A 19,172-nucleotide genomic window follows, 5' to 3' on the forward strand; every position below is an offset into this window, starting at 1 on the left:
CTTACTCCACGAACAAGGTGGCGGGTTGTTCGAGCAAGCCACGAATGGCCTGGATGAATAGCGCCGCGTCCATGCCGTCGACCACGCGGTGATCGAAGGAGCTGGAGAGGTTCATCATCTTGCGGATCACGATTTGCCCTTTGATCACCATTGGCCGTTCGACGATCTTGTTGACGCCGACAATCGCCACTTCCGGCAGGTTCAGCACCGGCGTGCTGACGATGCCGCCCAAGGCGCCGAGGCTGGTCAGGGTGATGGTCGAGCCGGACAGTTCATCGCGGCTGGCCTTGCCATTGCGCGCGGCGCTGGCCAGGCGGGCGATTTCCGCCGCGCTGTCCCACAGGCTGCGGGCTTCGGCGTGACGCACCACCGGCACCATCAGGCCGACGTCGCTCTGGGTCGCGACGCCGACGTGTACGGCGCCGAGGCGGGTGATGACCTGGGCTTCGTCGTCGTAGCGGGCGTTCATTTGCGGGAAGTCGCGCAGGGCGACAACCATGGCGCGGACCAGGAACGGCAACAAGGTCAGCTTGCCGCGCGTCGCGCCATGTTTTTCGTTGAGGTGCGCGCGCAGCTCTTCCACGGCGGTGACGTCGATTTCTTCGACGTAGCTGAAGTGGGCGGCGCGCTGGGTGGCGTCCTGCATGCGCTGGGCAATCTTGCGGCGCATGCCGATCACCGGGATCTGCTGTTCATCGGTGCGCTGGGTGTAGGCGCTGCTGATCGTCGATGCATTCGACTGACCCTGGGCCAGGTAGGCGTCGAGGTCTTCATGCAGCACGCGGCCGGCCGGGCCGCTGCCACGGACCAGGCGCAACTGGATGCCGAGGTCCAGCGCGTGCTTGCGCACGGCCGGGGAGGCCAGTGGGCGTTCGTCCGCTGCACGAGCGACCATCGGGCCCTGGCATGCGGCAACTTTCGGCGCTGGGGCAGCGACCGGTCTGCTTTCCACCACGGCTTCGACTTTCGGCGCTGCGACGGGGGCTTCTTTCACCGGGGCCGGTTGCGCCGATTCCTTAACGTTGCCCGCGCCTTCGACTTCAATGCTGATCAGCACACTGCCGACCGCCATGACTTCACCGGGCTGGCCGCCCAGCGCGATGACCTTGCCGTGAACCGGCGACGGAATATCGACCATCGCTTTATCGGTCATCACATCGGCCAGCACCTGATCTTCGACGACCATGTCGCCGACCTTGACGTGCCATACCGACAATTCAACTTCTGCAATGCCTTCACCAATGTCCGGCATTTTAATGACGTGCGTGCCCATTCAGACCTCCATGACCCGTTTCAATGCCGCGCCCACTCGGGACGGGCCTGGGAAATACGCCCACTCTTGCGCGTGCGGGTAAGGGGTGTCCCAACCGGTGACGCGTTCGATCGGAGCTTCCAGGTGGTGGAAGCAATGCTCTTGCACCAGCGACACCAGTTCGGCACCGAAACCGCAGGTACGAGTCGCTTCGTGCACGATCACGCAACGCCCGGTCTTCTTCACCGATCTGGTGATGGTTTCCAGGTCCAGTGGCCACAGGCTGCGCAGGTCGATGACTTCGGCATCGACACCGGTTTCCTCGGCGGCCACTTGCGATACATAGACGGTGGTGCCGTAGGTCAGGACGGTCACGTCCTTGCCCGGACGGGCGATCGCGGCTACGTCCAGCGGTACGGTGTAGTAACCGTCCGGAACCTGTGCGGCGGGGTGTTTCGACCACGGGGTTACCGGACGCTCGTGGTGGCCGTCGAAGGGGCCGTTGTACAGGCGCTTGGGCTCAAGGAAGATCACCGGGTCATCGTTTTCGATGGAGGCGATCAGCAGGCCTTTGGCGTCGTAGGGGTTGGACGGCATGACGGTGCGCAGACCGCATACCTGAGTGAAGAGTGCCTCGATGCTCTGGCTGTGGGTCTGGCCGCCGTAGATGCCGCCGCCGCAGGGCATGCGCAGGGTCAGCGGCGCGGTGAACTCGCCGGCCGAGCGATAACGCAGGCGCGCGGCCTCGGAAATGATCTGGTCGTAGGCCGGGTACACGTAGTCGGCGAACTGGATCTCCACCACCGGGCGCAGACCGTAGGCACCCATGCCCACGGCGGTGCCGACGATACCGCTTTCAGAGATGGGTGCGTCGAACACCCGCGAGGTGCCGTACTTGTTCTGCAGGCCTTCGGTGCAGCGGAACACGCCGCCGAAGTAGCCCACGTCCTGGCCGAAGACCACGACGTTGTCGTCACGCTCTAGCATCACATCCATGGCCGAGCGCAGGGCCTGGATCATGGTCATGGTGGTCGTCGTCATGGCGGTTTCCAGCTCGATATTGTTGTTGTGATCGTTCATGTCAGATCCCCAACTCTTGACGCTGGCGCTTCAAGTGCTCCGGCATCTCTTTGTAGACATCTTCGAACATGGTCGCGGCGCTCGGAATCTGGCCACCGGCGAGGGTGCCGTACTGTTCGGCTTCTTTTTGCGCGGCGATCACCTGGGCTTCCAGTTCGGCGCTGACGGCGGCGTGTTCCTCTTCGGACCAGTGGCCGACCTTGATCAGGTGCTGCTTGAGACGAGCGATCGGATCACCCAGCGGGAAGTGGCTCCAGTCATCGGCAGGGCGGTATTTCGACGGATCATCGGAGGTCGAGTGCGGACCGGCACGGTAGGTGACCCATTCGATCATGGTCGGGCCAAGGCCGCGGCGCGCGCGTTCGGCGGCCCAGGCGGACGCGGCATACACCGCATAGAAGTCGTTGCCGTCGACCCGCAGGGAGGCAATGCCGCAACCGACGCCACGACCGGCGAAGGTGGTGGCTTCACCGCCGGCGATCGCCTGGAAGGTGGAGATCGCCCACTGGTTGTTGACCACGTTGAGGATCACCGGGGCGCGGTACACGTGGGCGAACGTCAGGGCGGTGTGGAAGTCCGATTCAGCGGTAGCGCCGTCGCCGATCCAGGCCGAAGCGATCTTGGTGTCGCCCTTGATCGCCGAGGCCATGCCCCAGCCCACACCCTGGATGAACTGGGTGGCGAGGTTGCCGGAGATGGTGAAGAAGCCGGATTCCTTGACCGAGTACATGATTGGCAACTGGCGTCCCTTGAGCGGATCGCGCTCGTTGGACAGCAGTTGGCAGATCAGGTCGACCAGCGGTACGTCCCGGGCCATCAGGATGCTCTGCTGGCGGTAGGTCGGGAAACACATGTCGTCGATGTTCAGGGCCAGGGCCTGGGCGCTGCCGATGGCTTCTTCGCCAAGGCTCTGCATGTAGAACGACATTTTTTTCTGACGCTGGGCGACCACCATGCGGTTGTCGTAGATGCGCGTCTTGAGCATGGCGCGCATGCCCTTGCGCAGGATCTCGACCGGCACGTTTTCGGCCCACGGCCCAAGGGCATTGCCCTGGTCGTCGAGCACGCGAATCAGGCCACGGGCCAGGTCAGCCGTGTCAGCCGGTTCAACGTCGATTGGGGGTTTGCGCACCGTACCGGCATCGGTCAGATGCAGGTAGGAGAAGTCGGTTTTACAGCCGGGACGGCCCGAGGGTTCGGGGACGTGCAGGCGCAGCGGTTCATACGCTTGGGTCATGGCTTCTACGCTCGATCTTGTGAATTTCTTGTAGTGAGCTGACAGATTTCATTCGGTAAATGAAATCTTGTCCTACAACAATCATAGGCCCGCCCAAGAAGAATATTTCTCTCTGTTTCGTTGCGCTAAAGATCATTTGCAGATAGAAAACCTGCATAAACAAAAAAAACAGGTGTTTTTGTCTCATGCGCAAACTGGACCGTACCGATATCGGCATTCTCAACAGCCTTCAGGAGAATGCGCGCATCACCAACGCCGACCTGGCGCGCTCGGTGAACCTGTCGCCGACCCCGTGTTTCAATCGGGTCAAGGCCATGGAAGAACTGGGAGTGATTCGCGAGCAAGTGACGTTGCTGGATGCCGACCTGCTGGGGCTGCACGTGAACGTGTTCATTCACGTCAGCCTGGAAAAGCAGGTAGAGGAGGCGTTGCAACATTTCGAAGAGGCGATTTCCGATCGCCCCGAAGTGATGGAGTGCTACCTGATGGCCGGCGACCCGGACTATCTGATCCGGGTGCTGGTGCCGACCATTCAGTCGCTGGAGCGTTTCATGATGGATTTCCTGACCAAGGTGCCGGGGGTGGCGAACATCCGTTCGAGCTTTGCGCTCAAGCAGGTGCGCTACAAGACCGCGCTGCCGTTGCCGGCCAATGGCCTGACTTTGGGCAACTGACACGATCACTCTGTAGGAGCGAGCAAGCTCGCGAAAAACCTGAGGGCGCCGGGGGGTGTCAGGCTTGCCGCGTTTGTCGTTGGCGTTTTTCGCGAGCCTGCTCGCTCCTACACAGGGTCAGAATTTGTTCAGGGGGATCTTCAGGTAAGTCACGCCATTGCCCTCGGCCGGCGGCAGATTCCCCGCCCGCACATTCACCTGGATCGCCGGCAGCAACAGCGTCGGCATGCCCAGCCCCGCATCACGCCGCGTACGCATCTCGACGAACGCGGCTTCGTCGATCCCGTCATGCACGTGAATGTTGCTTTTGCGTTGTTCGCCGACGGTGGTCTGGCATTGTGCCGATCGGCCGGCCGGTGGGTAGTCGTGACAGACGTAGAGCTTCACGCTGGCGGGGAAGGCCAGCAATTTCTGGATTGAAGCAAACAATTGATGAGCGTTGCCGCCGGGAAAATCGCAGCGGGCGGTGCCGACGTCGGGCATGAACAGTGTGTCGCCGACGAGGATTTGCTCACCGTCGATCAGGTAAGCCATGTCCGCCGGGGTATGGCCGGGCACGTGCAGGGCGGTCGCCTTGAGATTGCCGATCATGAACGATTCGTCGGGGGCGAAGAGTTGATCGAATTGCGAACCGTCGACGCGAAAGGCGGGTTCCAGATTGAACAGCGCCTTGAACACGTCCTGCACCTTGCTGATCGACTCGCCAATGGCGATCTTGCCGCCCAGCTCCCGGCGCAGATAGGGCGCGGCGGACAGGTGATCGGCATGGGCGTGGGTTTCCAGCAGCCATTGCACTTGCAGTGTGTGGGCGCGGACGAAGGCGATGATCCTGTCGGCCTGGGTGGTCGCGGTACGCCCGGCCGCACCGTCGTAATCGAGCACGGGGTCGACAATCGCACACTGCCCGCCATCGGCCTCGTAGACCACGTAGCTGTAGGTCGAGGAGGCGGGGTCGAGGAAAGCTTCAATCAGCGCGGGCATGGACACGAACCTGTGCAGGGTTGGAAAAGTCAGTCATGGGTTGCAACACTTTATGTAAAGACATAATGTTCGCAGCTTAAGTGACGTTGAAGGCATCCTGCAAATGCAATCCAGTCTGACCGAATGTGAGGTCGCTCAACTGCGCGCTTCGGCCTCCAAGGCATGCGCGCTGCTCAAGGCCCTGGCCAATGAGGATCGCCTGTTGATCCTGTGCCAGCTCACCCAGGGCGAGCGCAACGTTGGCGAGCTGGAGAAAATGACCGGCGTGCGCCAACCGACCCTGTCCCAACAGTTGGGCATCCTGCGCGATGAGGGATTGGTCGCGACCCGTCGTGAAGGCAAGTACATTTTTTACGGTCTCGCCAGTCACGAAGTGATCCAGGTGATGAAAACCCTCTCCGGGCTGTATTGCGGGGCGGTACTTAAAAGCTGGGTTCAACCTTAAATGCCAGTCAACACACAGAACCTGTGGGAGCGAGCCTGCTCGCGATGACGGCAGTACATTCAGCACGAGTGTTGGCTGATCTACCGCTATCGCGAGCAGGCTCGCTCCCACAGTTGTTTTGTGTTGAAACTGGCAACATCCCTGCGTGCAGCAAAAGGAACAAGCAATGAACGATCAACACTGGGGCCCATCCATCAGTGCAGATATCGTGGTCATCGGCGGCGGCACGGCGGGTATCGGCTTTGTCGCCAGCCTGCTCAAGCGCAGCCCGCACCTGAACATCACCGTGATCGAGCCCGAATCCCGGCACTACTATCAACCGGCCTGGACACTGGTCGGCGGTGGTGCCTTCAACGTGGAAAACACCGTGCGGCCCATGGCATCGGTGATGCCGCGCGGAGCCAATTGGCTGCAGGCTGCCGTAACGGGCATCGATCCCGACCAGCGCCAACTCACCCTCGGTGACGATCGCACGGTCAGTTATCAGCACCTGGTGGTCTGCCCCGGTCTGCGCCTGGCCTGGGAGAAAATCGAAGGCCTGGAGCAAACCCTCGGCCAGCACGGCGTGACCTCCAATTACAGCTACCGGCACGCGACCTATACCTGGGATCAGGTGCGGAAATTGCGCGGCGGCAAGGTGCTGTTCACCCAGCCGGCCATGCCGATCAAATGTGCCGGAGCGCCACAGAAGGCGCTGTACCTGTCCTGCGATCACTGGCGCAAGACCGGTGTGCTGGGCAACATCGACGTCGAATTCAATCTCGCGGGCGCGGCACTGTTCGGTGTGGCGACCTTTGTTCCGCCGCTGATGAAGTACATCGAGAAGTACAAGGCCCGGCTGGCCTTCAACGCCAACCTGGTCAAGGTCGACGGCCCGGCGAAAACCGCGTGGTTCGACGTTAGGGACGCCGATGGCAATGTCACCCGCCAGGCAAAGACCTTCGACCTGCTGCATGTCGTGCCGCCTCAGGTGGCCCCGGATTTCGTTGCCCGCAGTCCCCTGGCCGACGCCGCCGGCTGGTGCGAGGTCGACCCCCACAGCCTGCAGCATCCGCGTTATCCGGAGGTCTTCGCGCTGGGCGATATCTGCGGCACCAGCAATGCAAAAACCGCCGCGGCGGTGCGCAAGCAGATCGTGGTGGTGGCCGAAAACCTGCTGGCCTTGCGCAAGCGCCAACCACTGCCGCTGAAGTACGACGGCTATGGTTCCTGTCCGCTGACGGTGGAGAAGGGCAAGGTGATCCTTGCCGAGTTCGGTTACGCCGGCAAGTTGTTGCCGACCTTTCCCCTTGACCCGACGATCCCGCGCCGCTCGGCGTGGTGGCTGAAGGCGACATTGCTACCGTGGTTCTACTGGAACGGTATGCTCAAGGGCCGCGAGTGGCTGACACGTGTGTCCAGGGTCGACTGAGAACTCCCTATGTTGCTGGCAAGTCTGTTTGGCGTAGTGATGGGGTTGGTGCTCGGCTTGACCGGCGCCGGCGGCGGTATCCTTGCGGTCCCGGCCCTGGTTTTGGGGTTGGGCTGGAGCATGACCCAGGCCGCTCCGGTGGCGTTGTTTGCGGTGGGCAGTGCGGCAGCGGTCGGCGCCATCGATGGCTTGCGCCATGGCCTGGTGCGTTATCGCGCGGCGTTGTTGATCGCCGCGCTCGGCGCGGTGTTCTCGCCGGTGGGTATCTACTTTGCCCATCGGTTGCCGGAAAAAATCCTGATGATCCTGTTCAGCCTGTTGATGGTCATGGTGGCCTGGCGGATGTTGCGCCGTGAACGCAAGGACGAAGGTCCGAGTGACCACGGTCACGCCAACTGGGGCCAGAAGAACTGCATGCTCGATCAACAGACCGGACGGTTTTCCTGGACCGCCAAATGCACCGCGACCCTCGCCGCGCTCGGGGCAGTGACCGGTGTGGTCTCGGGACTGTTGGGGGTGGGCGGCGGTTTTCTGATCGTCCCGGCGTTCAAGCAACTGACCGATGTGCAAATGCGCGGGATCATCGCCACCTCGCTGATGGTGATCAGCCTGATTTCCGCCATCGGCGTGATCGGCGCGTTCCATGCCGGGGTGCGCATCGACAGTGTGGGCGCGACCTTCATCGGCACCAGCATTATCGGCATGATCGTCGGCCGCAAGCTGTGTGCCCTGGTCCCGGCGCGGGCGTTGCAGGTCGGGTTTGCCAGTGTCTGCGTCGTGGTCGCCATCTACATGCTGTTGAGGACCAACGCCTAGCCGGTACCGGCTCCTGTGGATGCCACTCGCGTCCACAGGCTTACACCCTAAGTGGCGAGCCACGCCGACAAGCGGTCGTACACCATAGTGGTCACGCACCGCCGGTCCATCCAAAGCACCTGAAAACCGGCCCCAAGGCAGCGTATGGCACCGCCTGTCAGGTTTCGATAATCGCCTCCGACACTCAGTCCCCCGTATCGGAGCGCGCCATGTACAACAATAAGAACGTCACGCATCGTTTTCTGCCTGCCTTCATCGCCAGCCTGTCTGCCCTTGGCCTGAGCCAGGCGGCCGAGGCGGATATCATGCTGTACGACAAGGACCAGACCACGTTCTCCACCGACGGCTACATCAACGCCTTCTACGTGAACAGCGATGTCGACCGCGCCGGCGAGCAGTTCGACCGTCGGCAGTCGCGGGTCAAGATGGGCTTTTTGCCCAACTACCTGGGGTTCAACATGGGCAAGCAGGTAGATGATCTCAAGCTCGGTGCCCGCGCCTCGTTCTGGGTCACCATCAACGACAGCCAAACCAACGGCACCGACACCGCCATCGATGTGCGACAGTTCTTCGGCACCGTGGCCAACCCGGAATGGGGCGAAGTGCTGATCGGCAAGGATTTCGGGCTGTTCGCCCGTTCCAACATCCTGCTCGATGAAATGCTCGCCGGTTACGGCCAGGTCAGCGATACGTTGGGGCTGGTGGACGGTGGCGGGGTGTCGTTCGGCAACATCGGCACCGGTTACCCGTACCCGTTCCCGACCTCGCAGATTACCTATCGCACCCCGGTGATGGACGGTCTGCGCGTGGCGGTCGGCATCATGGACCCGGTGGACACCAACGACAGCAGCCCGACGGGCAAGGCCTATCAGGAAAACCCGCGTACCGAGAGCGAAGTCACCTATCAGTTCGACCTGGCCGGGGCCAGTATCTATAGCTGGGTCAACGGCAGCTACCAGACTTCGGACAACACCGATTCCACGGTCGAGACCGTCACCTCCAAGGGTGTCGGTTATGGCGTGCAGGCGAAGATGGGCGGCTTGTCCCTTACCGGGTCCGGTTTCCAGGCCAAGGGCATCAACCCGTTTTTCACCAACAATGCCGGCGAGCCGACCCTGCGCAACGTCGACAGCGACGGCTACCTGTTGCAGGGCTCCTACAAACTGGGCAAGAACCGCCTGGCCTTGTCCTATGGCAAGACCAATGACGATGGCAACGGCGTGGTCGGCAGCGGCGCGGACTACGAGACCCGCGGCATCGCGTTGTTCCATGACGTGAACGACAACCTCAAGCTGGTGGCCGAGTACAACCAGTTCGAAATCAACGGGCACGACACCGACGAACAGAACGAAAACACCGACACCTTTGCGGTGGGGGCGGTGCTGACCTGGTAACCCCGGGAGGTGGCCCCGGCCGTGCGCATCGCGGCGGGGGTCGCCACCCGTCTCATCCCATCGAAGCGGCTACCCGCTACCCAAGTAGCATTCGTCGCACCAAACAGACTTCGTACACTCGTGCCTCATACACACGCACCTGCGGGAGGCGATGATGCAGTCGGTCCAGAACGAAGGAATCGTCAGCGCGATGTCCCAGGCCATCGATGCCCGGCAAGTCGCACAGGAACTGGCACGACAGTTGTTGCACCCGCACCTGGGGTTCGTGCTGTTCTTCTGTTCCGCCGAGTACGACTTGCAGGTGTTGGGCCAGGCCTTGCAGCAAAGCTTCGGCGGCATTCGCCTGGCGGGCTGTACCAGCGCCGGGGAAATCACTCCGCTGGGCTACGGACGCAATTGCGTGACAGCGGTGGGTTTCGATCACCGGCATTTTTCCATTGCGATCGAGCTGATCGACCAGATGGAGCACTTCAGCCTGATCGACGCCCAGCAAATGGTCGAGCGCCTGGTCAGTGGCTGTCGCAGCAACACCCTGGCCCCGATCAAGGGCAACAGCTTTGCCCTGACCCTGCTCGATGGCCTGTCCAGTCGCGAAGAAATGGTCCTGGCGGCCTTGAGCGCGGCATTGGGCGATATTCCGCATTTCGGCGGTTCGGCCGGCGACGATAACTACCTGACCCATACCCATGTGTACTTCGATGGCGAGTTCCACAGCGGCGCAGCCGTGGTGATGCTGGTCAATACCTGGCTGGATTTCGAGGTGTTCACCACCCACCACGTACTGCCCCGCACGGAGAAACTGGTGGTCACCGGGGCCGACAGTACCTTGCGCCGGGTCTTCGAACTCAATGCCGAGCCGGCCGCCGCCGAGTACGCCCGTCACATCGGCGTGCCGGTGGCGCAACTCGATCACCGGGTCTTCGCCGCGCACCCGTTGGCGGTGCGGATCAACCAGCAGTACTACGTGCGGGCCATCCAGCAGGTGCACCCGGATCTGAGCCTGAGTTTCTACTGCGCCGTGGAGAACGGCATCGTCCTGACCGCCATGACCCCGGGGCCGATGCTGCCGAACCTGCAGAGCCTGTTCGAGGGGTTGCAGGAGCGCCTGGGCGATTTGCTGCTGACCATCGGTTGCGACTGTTTCCTGCGGCGTCTGGAGCTCGAAGACGACGGCAGTCTTGATCGGATCGGCACGTTTTTGCGCGAGCAACGGGTGATGGGGTTCAACACCTACGGAGAACAGTTCAATGGCATGCACATCAACCAGACCTTCACCGGCGTCGCCATTGCCCGTGGCCGTGCCCCAGGACATCGCTGAGCTGCAGGCCGAACTGGCCAGGCTGCGCCAGGAAAACCATAAACTGCAGCGCATCAACGGTGCGCTGATCGAACGGGTCGAATCCGGGGTGACCCGGGGCAACGACCCGTACGCCGCGTTCCAGCATTCGGTGGTGCTGGCCGAGCAAGTGCGCGAACGCACCGATGCCCTGAACCAGGCCATGGCCGAACTCAAGGCCGGTAATCATTTGCTCAGCGAAGCCCGCTTGCGCGCGGAAACGGCGCATCGACACCTGATCGATGCCATCGAAAGCATTTCCGACGCCTTCGTGCTGTTCGACGCCGAGCAACGCATCGTGCTGTTCAACAGTCGCTTCAAGGCGTTCTGGAGCAGCAGCCGGGTGCGGATCAATGCCGGCATGCGCCTGACCGAGGTCAAGCGACTGATGATGAGCAACGGCCTGTTCACCGAAGAGCCACGTGGGCATGCCGACGAAAACCTGCTTTATCGCCTGCAGGACGGGCGCTGGCTGCAAGTCAGCGAGCGGCCGACCCAGGAAGGTGGGCGGGTGATTCTGTTCACCGACATCACCGACGTCAAACTCAGTGAAACCGTGCGCCGTGAGCAGGCGGTGGCGCAGAAGTCGCACCTGTTGCAACGGGCGGTCGACAACCTTTCCCAAGGGGTGGCGATGGTCAGCGCCGAGGGGATTCTGGAGTTGTGGAACCGGCGTTTCCTGGAGTTGAGCGGCCTGGCGCCGGTGGCGGCCCATCGTCCGTTTGCCGAAGTGATCGCCGACAGTGAGTTGAGCCTGCTGACCCCGGCCAGCCGCGATGGCAACGGTCGACCGATACGCGAATGCGAACAGCGCCTGTACGATGGCCGGGTCCTGGAAATCCGCACCCATCCGTTGCCCGCCGGCGGTTTCGTCAACACCTTCACCGACATTACCGAACGCTACCAGCACGCCGAGGCATTGAGTGAAAGCGAACACTGGATTCGCCTGATCACCGATCACGTTCCGGCGTTGATTGCCTACCTCAATGCCGATCTGGTCTACGAGTTCACCAACAAGGTCTACGAAGAGTGGTACTGCTGGCCCCGCGGGGTGATGCTCGGCCAGAGCCTGCGCGAAGTGCACAGCGAGCAGCACTACCAGCGGCTGGAATCCTATGTGGCCAGGGCGCTGGCCGGCGAGAGCGTGACGTTCGAGTTCGCCGAAACCAACGTCAACAACCAGGAGCGCTACATGCTGCGCTCCTATGTGCCCAACCGCCTGCCCAGTGGCGAGGTGGTGGGGATTTTTGTGCTGATCCGCGATATCACCGAACGTCGCCGCACCGCCGAAGCACTGCATCAGGCTTATCAGAACCTGGAACTGCGGGTATGCGAGCGCACGGCGGAATTGACCACCCTCAACGACCAACTGTTGCGCGAGATCGATGAGCGTCGCCTGGTCGAGTCACGCTTGCGCGAGGCCAAGCAGGAAGCCGAGCAGGCCAACTTGTCCAAGACCAAGTTTCTCGCCGCCGTCAGTCACGACCTGTTGCAACCGTTGAATGCCGCGCGCTTGTTTACCAGTGCCTTGCTGGAACGGCGCGAGCCGATGTCCAGCGAGATTCTGGTGCGCAACGTGAGCAATTCCCTGGAGGACGTGGAGAACCTGCTCGGCACTCTGGTGGACATCTCCAAGCTCGACGCGGGGGTGATCAAGGCCGACATTGCGCCGTTCGCCCTCAGCGAACTGCTGGACAACCTGGCCGCCGAATACACCCAGGTGGCCCGCAGTGAAGGCCTGCAACTGCACTTCATCCGCTGTTCGGCGCTGGTGCGCAGCGACATCCAGTTGCTGGCGCGGATTCTGCGCAATTTGCTGAGCAATGCGATTCGCTATACCTGCAGTGGTCGCGTGGTGCTCGGTTGTCGGCGGCATCGCAAGAGCCTGACGATCGAGGTCTGGGACAGCGGCATGGGGATTGCCGAGCATCGCCTGGAGGAAATTTTCCAGGAGTTCAAGCGCGGAGATGTGCAGCGGCCCGATCAGGATCGCGGCCTGGGCCTGGGCCTGGCGATCGTCGAGAAAATTGCCGGCATCCTCGGGCATCCCATTCATGTGCGCTCGTGGCCGGGGCGGGGCTCGATGTTCTCGGTCGAGGTGCCGTTGAGCGCCACCGCGCCGAAACCGCCGCCGACGTTGCAGATCAGTGAGCCAATGCTTGAGCGTCTGCGTGGTGCACGGATATGGGTGCTGGACAACGACGCGACCATCTGTGCCGGCATGCGCACCTTGCTGGAGGGATGGGGGTGTCGGGTGGTGACGGCGCTGTCGGAGGAGGACCTGGCGCGGCAAGTGGACGACTATCAGGCCGAGGCCGACCTGCTGATCGCCGACTACCACCTGGACAACGAGCGCAATGGCGTCGACGCCGTGGCCCGAATCAATGCCCGGCGCGCGTCACCGCTCCCGGCGATGATGATCACGGCCAACTACAGCAATGAACTCAAACAGCAGATCCGCGAACTGGGCCACACCCTGATGCACAAGCCGGTGCGGCCGATGAAGCTGAAGACGGCGATGAGTCATTTGCTCGGCCAGGGCACCCCCCTGTAGGAGCGAGCATGCTCGCGATGGACGTGAGAACACCGCGGGGTGTCAGGCACCCAGCGTCATCGTTGACCACCATCGCGAGCATGCTCGCTCCTACCTCCGCAGGTAAGCCCCGAAATCGATATCCCCGGCACTCAGGATCGCCTGCACCCGGTTGTGTACGTTGAGCTTGCGCAGGATCGCCGATACGTGGGCCTTGACCGTGGTCTCGGCGATTTCCAGGGTGTAGGCAATCTGCTTGTTCGACTCACCCTTGGTCATGCGCTCCAGTACCTGCAGTTGCTTGCGGGTCAGGGCCTGGAGCAGTTCGGGCGGGAAGCCCGGGGTATCGTTCATTCGCCGGTGGGTGCTGCTTTTGGCGGTGCGGATGATGTCCGGGGGCAGGTAGACATTGCCATTGAGAATCTGCTGGATGGCATCGGTCATCTGGGCGCGGGGTGACGACTTGGTGATAAACCCCACCGCACCATAGGTGATGGCTTGCAGCACGATCTGTTTGTCCTGCTCGGCGGAGACAATGACCACCGGAATGGTCGGCGCTTCGTTACGCAAGTTGACCAGGCCATTGAGCCCGTGCATGCCGGGCATGTTCAGGTCGAGCAGGATCAGGTCCAGGTCATCGTGTTCCCGGGTCAGGGCCAGGGCGCTGTCCAGGTCGGCGGTTTCCATCACTTCGCTGCCGGCAAAACCGTCGCTGACGACGTTGTGAATGGCTTCGCGAAACAGCGGGTGATCGTCGGCAATCAGGATTTTGTACATGGCCTTTCACCTCATTATTTTGATTATGGTGTGGCAACAGCACGCTCGCGTAAAGCTCAGGGAAAGGGTTCGGGCAGGGCTGGCGAAACCGGCAGATTGGCCGCTTGCCAGGCGTCCAGGCCATCGCGATACCAATACAGGGTCTTATAGCCCATGGTGGCTGCGCGCTTGACCGCATTCCAGCTCAACCAGCAGTCGGAGCGACAGTAAAAGACCAGCGGTTGCGTCGGGTCGCCGGCGGTCAGCTTTTTCAGGTTTGCGGCGAAATAGTCCTGCCATTGCGGCGTCAGCTCACCGTCGCCGGTATTGGCCAGCCAATGGCTGCCTGGCAGGTTTTCATGGGGCTGGTCTTCGATGAATTGCCCTCGCAGCCACTGACGGCGGTAGACGTCGATCAGCACCGGGCGCGGGTTTTGTTCAAGCAGGGCCTGCAGGGCGGGTGTGTCGACGATGGTCGCGCCTTGCAGCTGGTCTGGCGTCGGGCTGCGGTACAGGCTGATGCGATAGCCGTCGGCGGAGAACAGCGTTGTGTCAGCCTGCGCGGTACCCAGCAGCAGGTTTAGCGACAGGGCGGCGAGAGCAGGGCGCAGCAGGCAACGTCGGGCACGCGGCATGGGTTCGATCCTTATAGTTATGAACCTATTACATGCCAGTCGTGGTGCGTTGGGAATGCGACGTTAGACAGGTAAAACCAGTACTAAAGTCGTAATTTCCGCCGCTTGATCAAACCCGGCCCCCTGTAGGAGCGAGCATGCTCGCGATGGTCGTCAACGATGACGCGGGATATCTGGCTCCCCGTGGCGCTCTCAGGTTCATCGCGAGCATGCCGCAAGCGGGCACCCGCTCCTACAAGGTTCAGGTGGATTTGCGCAGGGCCGCGTGTTGCGGGTTGAAGGTCAGCACGGCCAGCAGGGCGAACAGCAGCGTCAGTCCCATGCACACCGCCAGCGCCAGCGGATTGAAGCGTTCATACAGGGCAAAGCGCACCAGCTCTACCGCATGGGTAAACGGATTCACCGCGCACAACCAATACAACCATTCGCTGGCCTCACGCATCTTCCACAGCGGATACAGCGCCGAAGACAGGAAAAACAGCGGGAAGATCACGAAATTCATCACCCCGGCAAAGTTCTCCAGCTGGCGGATCGCGTTCGACAGCAACAGGCCCAGCGCGCTGAGCATCAGCGCCACCAGCAGCAGGGCCGGCAATGCCAGCAGCAGCCCCATGGCCGGTGGCCGCACGCCGTAGACCCAGGCAATCGCCAGGAACGCATAAACCTGCAACAGCGAAATCAGCGAGGTGGCCAACAGTTTGCTGCACAGCAGAAAGATCCGGGGCAAAGGGCTGGTGAGCAGCACGCGCATGCTGCCCATCTCGCGGTCGTAGACCATCGACAGTGACCCCTGCATGCCGTTGAACAGCAGGATCATGCAGGCCAGGCCGGGGATGATGTAGACCTCATAGGGAATGTAGGTGTCGTAGGGCTCGATGATCGCGATCCCCAGCGCTGCGCGGAAACCGGCGGCGAACACCAGCAGCCACAGCAACGGTCGCACCAGGGCGCTGAGAAACCGCGTGCGCTGCAACACAAAGCGCAGCCATTCGCGCAGCACGATGCCGCGCAAGCATTGCCAGTAAGCGGTCATTGCAAGGCTCCCGTGGAGGTCAGGCGGGTGAAGGCCGAGCGGAGGTCACCGCCGTGCCGCTGGCTCAGGGCATCGGCTTGTCCGCTGGCCACCAGCCGGCCTTGATGCAGGATCAGCAAGTCATCGCTGGGCTGCACTTCGTCGAGCAGGTGAGTGGTCCAGAGCACGCTCATGCGCTCCTCGCGACACAGGTTGCGGATGTGCTGGTTGAGCGCCAGGCGACTCGCCGGGTCGAGGCCGACACTGGCTTCATCGAGCAGCAGCAGGCGCGGCTCATGCAACAGGGCGCGGGCGATTTCCACCCGGCGACGATGGCCGCCATTGAGTTCACGTACTCGCTCGCGGCGGCGTTCGGTCAGAGTCTGGCGGGCCAGTTCGGCGTCGACCCGAAGGTCGCTCTGACGCCGGGACAAGCCATGCAATGCGGCGTGATAACGCAGGTTCTGCTCGACGCTGAGGTCCAGGTCCAGGGTGCTTTGCTGGAACACCACGCCCAATTGCCTGAGCGCCGGACGTGCCGCGCTGCGCAATGAACAGCCACCGACGCGGATCTCGCCGTGCTGCAGATCATAGAGCCGGGTCAGCAGGGCAATCAGGGTCGACTTGCCCGCGCCGTTGGGCCCCAGCAGCGCAGCGAAACGTCCGGGCTCCAGGCTGAAACTCACCTTGCGCAAGGCCTCTCGGGCGCCGTAGGCAAAGCTCAGGTCGCTGACTTCAAGGGCGTTCATGGCGTCACCACCACACCCCAGGGATAACGCCCGACCTTCACCGATTTGCTCACCTTGAGGCTGTCGACATCGATCACCGAGACATCGCCGCTGACGCCGTTGGTGGCCAGCAATTGCTTCTGATCCGGAGTGAAAGCCATCTGCCAGACCCGTCGGCCCACCAGCAGGTAATCGAGAATCTCGAAGGTCCTGGCATCGATCACCGCCACATGGTTGGCCGGGCCAAGGGCGACGAAGCCGTATTTGCCATCGGCGCTGAGCTTGACGCCGACCGGCTGGACCTTGTCCGGATGCACGCCCTTGATCTGGAAGTTCAGGGTCTTGAGCACGGTGCGGCTGGCCACATCGAGAATGGTCACGGTGCCGCCGATTTCCGCCGAGGCCCAGAGCTGGGTGCCATCGGGGGAGAATTCGACGAAGCGCGGGCGCTGGTCCACCAGGGTGCTGTCGGCCAGGGTCTGGGTGCTGGTGTCGATCCAGTGCAGCATGTTGGTGGTTTCGCTGGTGTTGACCGCCCATTTGCCGTCGGGGCTGACGGCCATGCCTTCGGGCTCGACGCCGACGTTGATCTGGCCGAGCACCCTGGAGGTCTCGGTGTCGATCACCGTGACCAGCGCATCGTCTTCGTTGGAGACGTACAGCCAGCGATTGTTGGGGTGCAGGGCGAATTGCTCGGGGTCTTTGCCCGAGGGCAACTCCTTGATGATCTTGCGCGTGGCCACGTCCATCACCTGGACCCGGTCCGAGTCACTGGCGCAGATGTACAACAGCTTGTTGTCATGGGACAGCAGCAGGCCGCGGGGGCGCTGGCCGACGGGCAGGGTATCGGTGACTTGCAGGGTCTGCAGGTCGATCAGGCTCAGGTTGTTGTCCTTTTCGTTGGAGACCCAGGCAGTGCTGGCAACGACATGGCCAGCGGCGAGCAGCAGGGCGCATGAAAGCAGGGTGCGGCGCATGGCGGATTCCTTGTTGTCTTGATTATCGGATCAGGGAAAGCGGCAGCTGACCTCGGGTTTGTCGTAGCCCAGGCTGTCCATCTCGTTTAACGGGTGCAGAAAACCGTCCTGAGGAGAAGTGCTGACCAGCGCCCGGGGCTGGACGATGGGGATCGGCTGGCGCAATTGGCCGTTCCACGGCCGATAACTGAGCTTGCGGCCCTTGAAACCGTCGAGCGGCAACTGGTCGCTGATCTCAAGCGCACGGATCGCCATCGGGTCGGCCTGGCGCAGTTTGCTCACGGCGCTGGCGATACTGCGCACGGCCATCCAGGCGGCGAAATCGCGGTCGTTCATCCAGCGACCGGCGAGGGTCTCGAAGCGTTTTTGCAGCTGCGCGGCGCCGAAGGTTTCCACGGTCTTGTGCCAGCCCACCGGGGTCAGGCCCTGGGTGCCGGCGACCGGGCGCGGGTACCAGGTCTGGTAGGGCACGTATTCACCGAAGTCGCCGCGTTCATCGGCCACCAGCACCACGTCGTACTCGGCGGTCTGGGTGAACAGCGGCATATCGGCCTGGGCGCTGCGGCGCTGGTCGTTATCGAAGCTCCAGGGTTTTTCCGCCACCCATTGCAAGCCGAAGCGCTTGGCCGCGCGGCGCAAGGCGGCGGCATAGGCTTGATCGTCCGGGGTCGGGCCGACAATCAGCAGCGCCCGCTGCCATTTGCGCAGCACCAGGAACTGCGCCAGCGCATCGGCGAGCATCGCCCGGCTCGGTAGGGTGTGCAGCACGTTCGGCAGGCAATCGGTGGTGCGCAGGTTGTCGTCCGGGCTGCCTGCGTTGAACAGCAGGCTGTCGGGCAGTGCGGCACTGAGTTGGCGCAGGTTGCCTGCAGGTGCGTTCACCACAAACAGGCGCAGGCCTTGTTCGTGCTGAGCCTTCGCCGCTTCGAGCAAGGCCTCGGGGCTGTCGACACTGGCGCTGACCAGGCTGTAGCCGTGATTGAGAAAACGCCCGGTGCTGTTGCTGTCGGTGATCGCCAGTTCGGCGCCGCGCAGTCCGGCATCGGTGGGCTCGGGGATGACGTTCGACAGCAGCGGGCCGGGGTCGGGGCGATAGCCCAGGTAGCCGATCCGCACCTGCAAGGGTGCATCGGCGGCCTGGCTTTGCGTGGCCACGCCAGCGGCGCAGGCAATCGCCAGCAGATACATCAGGGCGTAAGCGGCAAGCTGGCGCATAAGGCTCTCCATTACAGGTAGCGCCAGCATAGGAAGCCCGTGCGAACGTGGAAATATGCAGAAAGTACCGGTGGGGCAGTACCAAGGTAGTAGCTCGCCACAAGCACTACGACCAAGGGAGGAGGCGGCGACCACCAAAGCAGCATGGGGTCTGGGCGAGGCGCTTTCTAAGATTACCGCCATAGCCTCTGCCAAGAGGTTTTGCGTGCAATCTTGAGGGCAAAACAATGACAACAAAACGCAACGCCTTGCTCGTCGCCGGACTGCTGGCCGGCTTTATCAGTGCAGGTTCCGTATGGGCCCATGGCAACGTGGTGCCTCAGGCCGTCGAAACCAAGGGACTGACGCCGATCAAGGATGCCGGCGTGAAAGTCGATGCTGATGGCTGGGCCGCGGCCAACCCTTATCGCAACTCCCCGGAGCACGACAAGGCCGTGGAAATCGGCTCATCGGCCTATAACCAGAACTGCGCGGCCTGTCATGGCCTGGAGGCCAAGTCGGGCGGTATCGCGCCGGACTTGCGCATGCTCGATGCCGGCGACGCGGGTGACGAATGGTTCGTCGAACGGGTGCGCAATGGCGCGGTACGCGACGGCCGGGTGTACATGCCGAAGATGGCCGACTACCTGAGCCAGGAAGCGCTGTGGGCGGTTCGTACTTATCTGGATAGCGTCCGCGTCGAGGAGTGAT

General features: G+C 62.4%; 18 protein-coding genes. 8 read left to right on the plus strand and 10 right to left on the minus strand.

All coding sequences use genetic code 11. The annotated features are described in order from the left end of the window. Position 1 precedes the first annotated feature (1 nt). From CAG47_RS18190 to CAG47_RS18200, 3 genes are read right to left on the minus strand one after another with little or no spacing between them, the layout of a single operon-like run. Positions 2-1,273, minus strand: coding sequence for a dihydrolipoamide acetyltransferase family protein (locus tag CAG47_RS18190; protein ID WP_085726226.1), 1,272 nt, complete (start codon positions 1,271-1,273; stop codon positions 2-4). After that, positions 1,274-2,332 (minus strand): alpha-ketoacid dehydrogenase subunit beta, encoded by a 1,059-nt coding sequence (locus CAG47_RS18195; protein ID WP_085726227.1) that lies wholly within the window; start codon positions 2,330-2,332, stop codon positions 1,274-1,276. It abuts the gene before it with no gap. A 1-nt stretch (position 2,333) separates the two neighbouring features. Further along, positions 2,334-3,569 carry a 3-methyl-2-oxobutanoate dehydrogenase (2-methylpropanoyl-transferring) subunit alpha gene (locus CAG47_RS18200; RefSeq protein WP_085726228.1) on the minus strand — a complete coding sequence of 412 codons (1,236 nt, stop codon included), beginning with the start codon at positions 3,567-3,569 and terminating at the stop codon, positions 2,334-2,336. Positions 3,570-3,754: 185 nt separating this feature from the next. On the opposite strand from CAG47_RS18200, the gene bkdR reads away from it, so the two are divergent. Further along, positions 3,755-4,243, plus strand: coding sequence for a Bkd operon transcriptional regulator BkdR (gene bkdR / locus CAG47_RS18210; protein WP_007976593.1), 489 nt, complete (start codon positions 3,755-3,757; stop codon positions 4,241-4,243). A gap of 117 nt (positions 4,244-4,360) precedes the next feature. Here the strand turns inward: bkdR and CAG47_RS18215 are convergent, their stop codons facing one another. Then, positions 4,361-5,224, minus strand: coding sequence for an MBL fold metallo-hydrolase (locus CAG47_RS18215; RefSeq protein WP_085726230.1), 864 nt, complete (start codon positions 5,222-5,224; stop codon positions 4,361-4,363). 103 nt (positions 5,225-5,327) lie between these two features. Between CAG47_RS18215 and CAG47_RS18220 the strand changes: the two genes are divergently transcribed. The 6 genes from CAG47_RS18220 (at position 5,328) to nahK (ending at position 13,180) form a co-directional block, all read left to right on the plus strand. After that, positions 5,328-5,669, plus strand: a complete 342-nt coding sequence (locus tag CAG47_RS18220) for a helix-turn-helix transcriptional regulator (RefSeq protein ID WP_007976596.1) — start codon at positions 5,328-5,330, stop codon at positions 5,667-5,669. Positions 5,670-5,835: 166 nt separating this feature from the next. Further along, complete coding sequence (locus tag CAG47_RS18225) at positions 5,836-7,080, plus strand: FAD/NAD(P)-binding oxidoreductase (protein ID WP_085726231.1); 1,245 nt, start codon at positions 5,836-5,838, stop codon at positions 7,078-7,080. Between the two features lie 9 nt (positions 7,081-7,089). After that, complete coding sequence (locus CAG47_RS18230) at positions 7,090-7,896, plus strand: sulfite exporter TauE/SafE family protein (protein WP_085726232.1); 807 nt, start codon at positions 7,090-7,092, stop codon at positions 7,894-7,896. Positions 7,897-8,105: 209 nt separating this feature from the next. Beyond that, the gene (locus CAG47_RS18235; RefSeq protein ID WP_085726233.1) at positions 8,106-9,290 is read left to right on the plus strand and encodes a porin; all 1,185 of its coding nucleotides are present in this window, start codon (positions 8,106-8,108) and stop codon (positions 9,288-9,290) included. Positions 9,291-9,444: 154 nt separating this feature from the next. Then, a complete protein-coding gene (gene nosP, locus CAG47_RS18240) occupies positions 9,445-10,608 on the plus strand; it encodes a nitric oxide-sensing protein NosP (RefSeq protein WP_085726234.1) in 1,164 nt (387 codons plus the stop codon). Then, positions 10,538-13,180, plus strand: coding sequence for a hybrid sensor histidine kinase/response regulator NahK/ErcS' (gene nahK, locus CAG47_RS18245; protein WP_085726235.1), 2,643 nt, complete (start codon positions 10,538-10,540; stop codon positions 13,178-13,180). The genes nosP and nahK overlap by 71 nt, the downstream gene beginning before the upstream one ends. A 90-nt stretch (positions 13,181-13,270) precedes the next feature. On the opposite strand, the gene CAG47_RS18250 is transcribed toward nahK, so the two are convergent. The 6 genes from CAG47_RS18250 to CAG47_RS18275 form a co-directional block, all read right to left on the minus strand. Continuing rightward, positions 13,271-13,936, minus strand: a complete 666-nt coding sequence (locus CAG47_RS18250) for a response regulator transcription factor (RefSeq protein WP_085726236.1) — start codon at positions 13,934-13,936, stop codon at positions 13,271-13,273. A gap of 56 nt (positions 13,937-13,992) precedes the next feature. Beyond that, a complete protein-coding gene (locus CAG47_RS18255; protein ID WP_085726237.1) occupies positions 13,993-14,550 on the minus strand; it encodes a PQQ-dependent catabolism-associated CXXCW motif protein in 558 nt (185 codons plus the stop codon). Positions 14,551-14,791: 241 nt separating this feature from the next. Beyond that, positions 14,792-15,583: an ABC transporter permease gene (locus CAG47_RS18260; RefSeq protein WP_085726238.1), complete on the minus strand. Its 792-nt coding sequence runs from the start codon at positions 15,581-15,583 to the stop codon at positions 14,792-14,794. Further along, positions 15,580-16,311 (minus strand): ABC transporter ATP-binding protein, encoded by a 732-nt coding sequence (locus tag CAG47_RS18265; protein WP_085726239.1) that lies wholly within the window; start codon positions 16,309-16,311, stop codon positions 15,580-15,582. The genes CAG47_RS18260 and CAG47_RS18265 overlap by 4 nt, the downstream gene beginning before the upstream one ends. After that, the gene (locus CAG47_RS18270) at positions 16,308-17,267 is read right to left on the minus strand and encodes a YVTN family beta-propeller repeat protein (protein WP_085726240.1); all 960 of its coding nucleotides are present in this window, start codon (positions 17,265-17,267) and stop codon (positions 16,308-16,310) included. The genes CAG47_RS18265 and CAG47_RS18270 overlap by 4 nt, the downstream gene beginning before the upstream one ends. 30 nt (positions 17,268-17,297) lie before the next feature. Continuing rightward, entirely contained in the window at positions 17,298-18,482 is a 1,185-nt protein-coding gene (locus tag CAG47_RS18275; RefSeq protein ID WP_085726241.1) for an ABC transporter substrate-binding protein, read from the minus strand. A 227-nt stretch (positions 18,483-18,709) separates the two neighbouring features. On the opposite strand from CAG47_RS18275, the gene pedF reads away from it, so the two are divergent. Then, the gene (pedF, locus tag CAG47_RS18280) at positions 18,710-19,171 is read left to right on the plus strand and encodes a cytochrome c-550 PedF (RefSeq protein ID WP_085726242.1); all 462 of its coding nucleotides are present in this window, start codon (positions 18,710-18,712) and stop codon (positions 19,169-19,171) included. Position 19,172 lies beyond the last annotated feature (1 nt).

Source organism: Pseudomonas sp. R37(2017), assembly GCF_002113375.1.
Lineage (GTDB): Bacteria > Pseudomonadota > Gammaproteobacteria > Pseudomonadales > Pseudomonadaceae > Aquipseudomonas.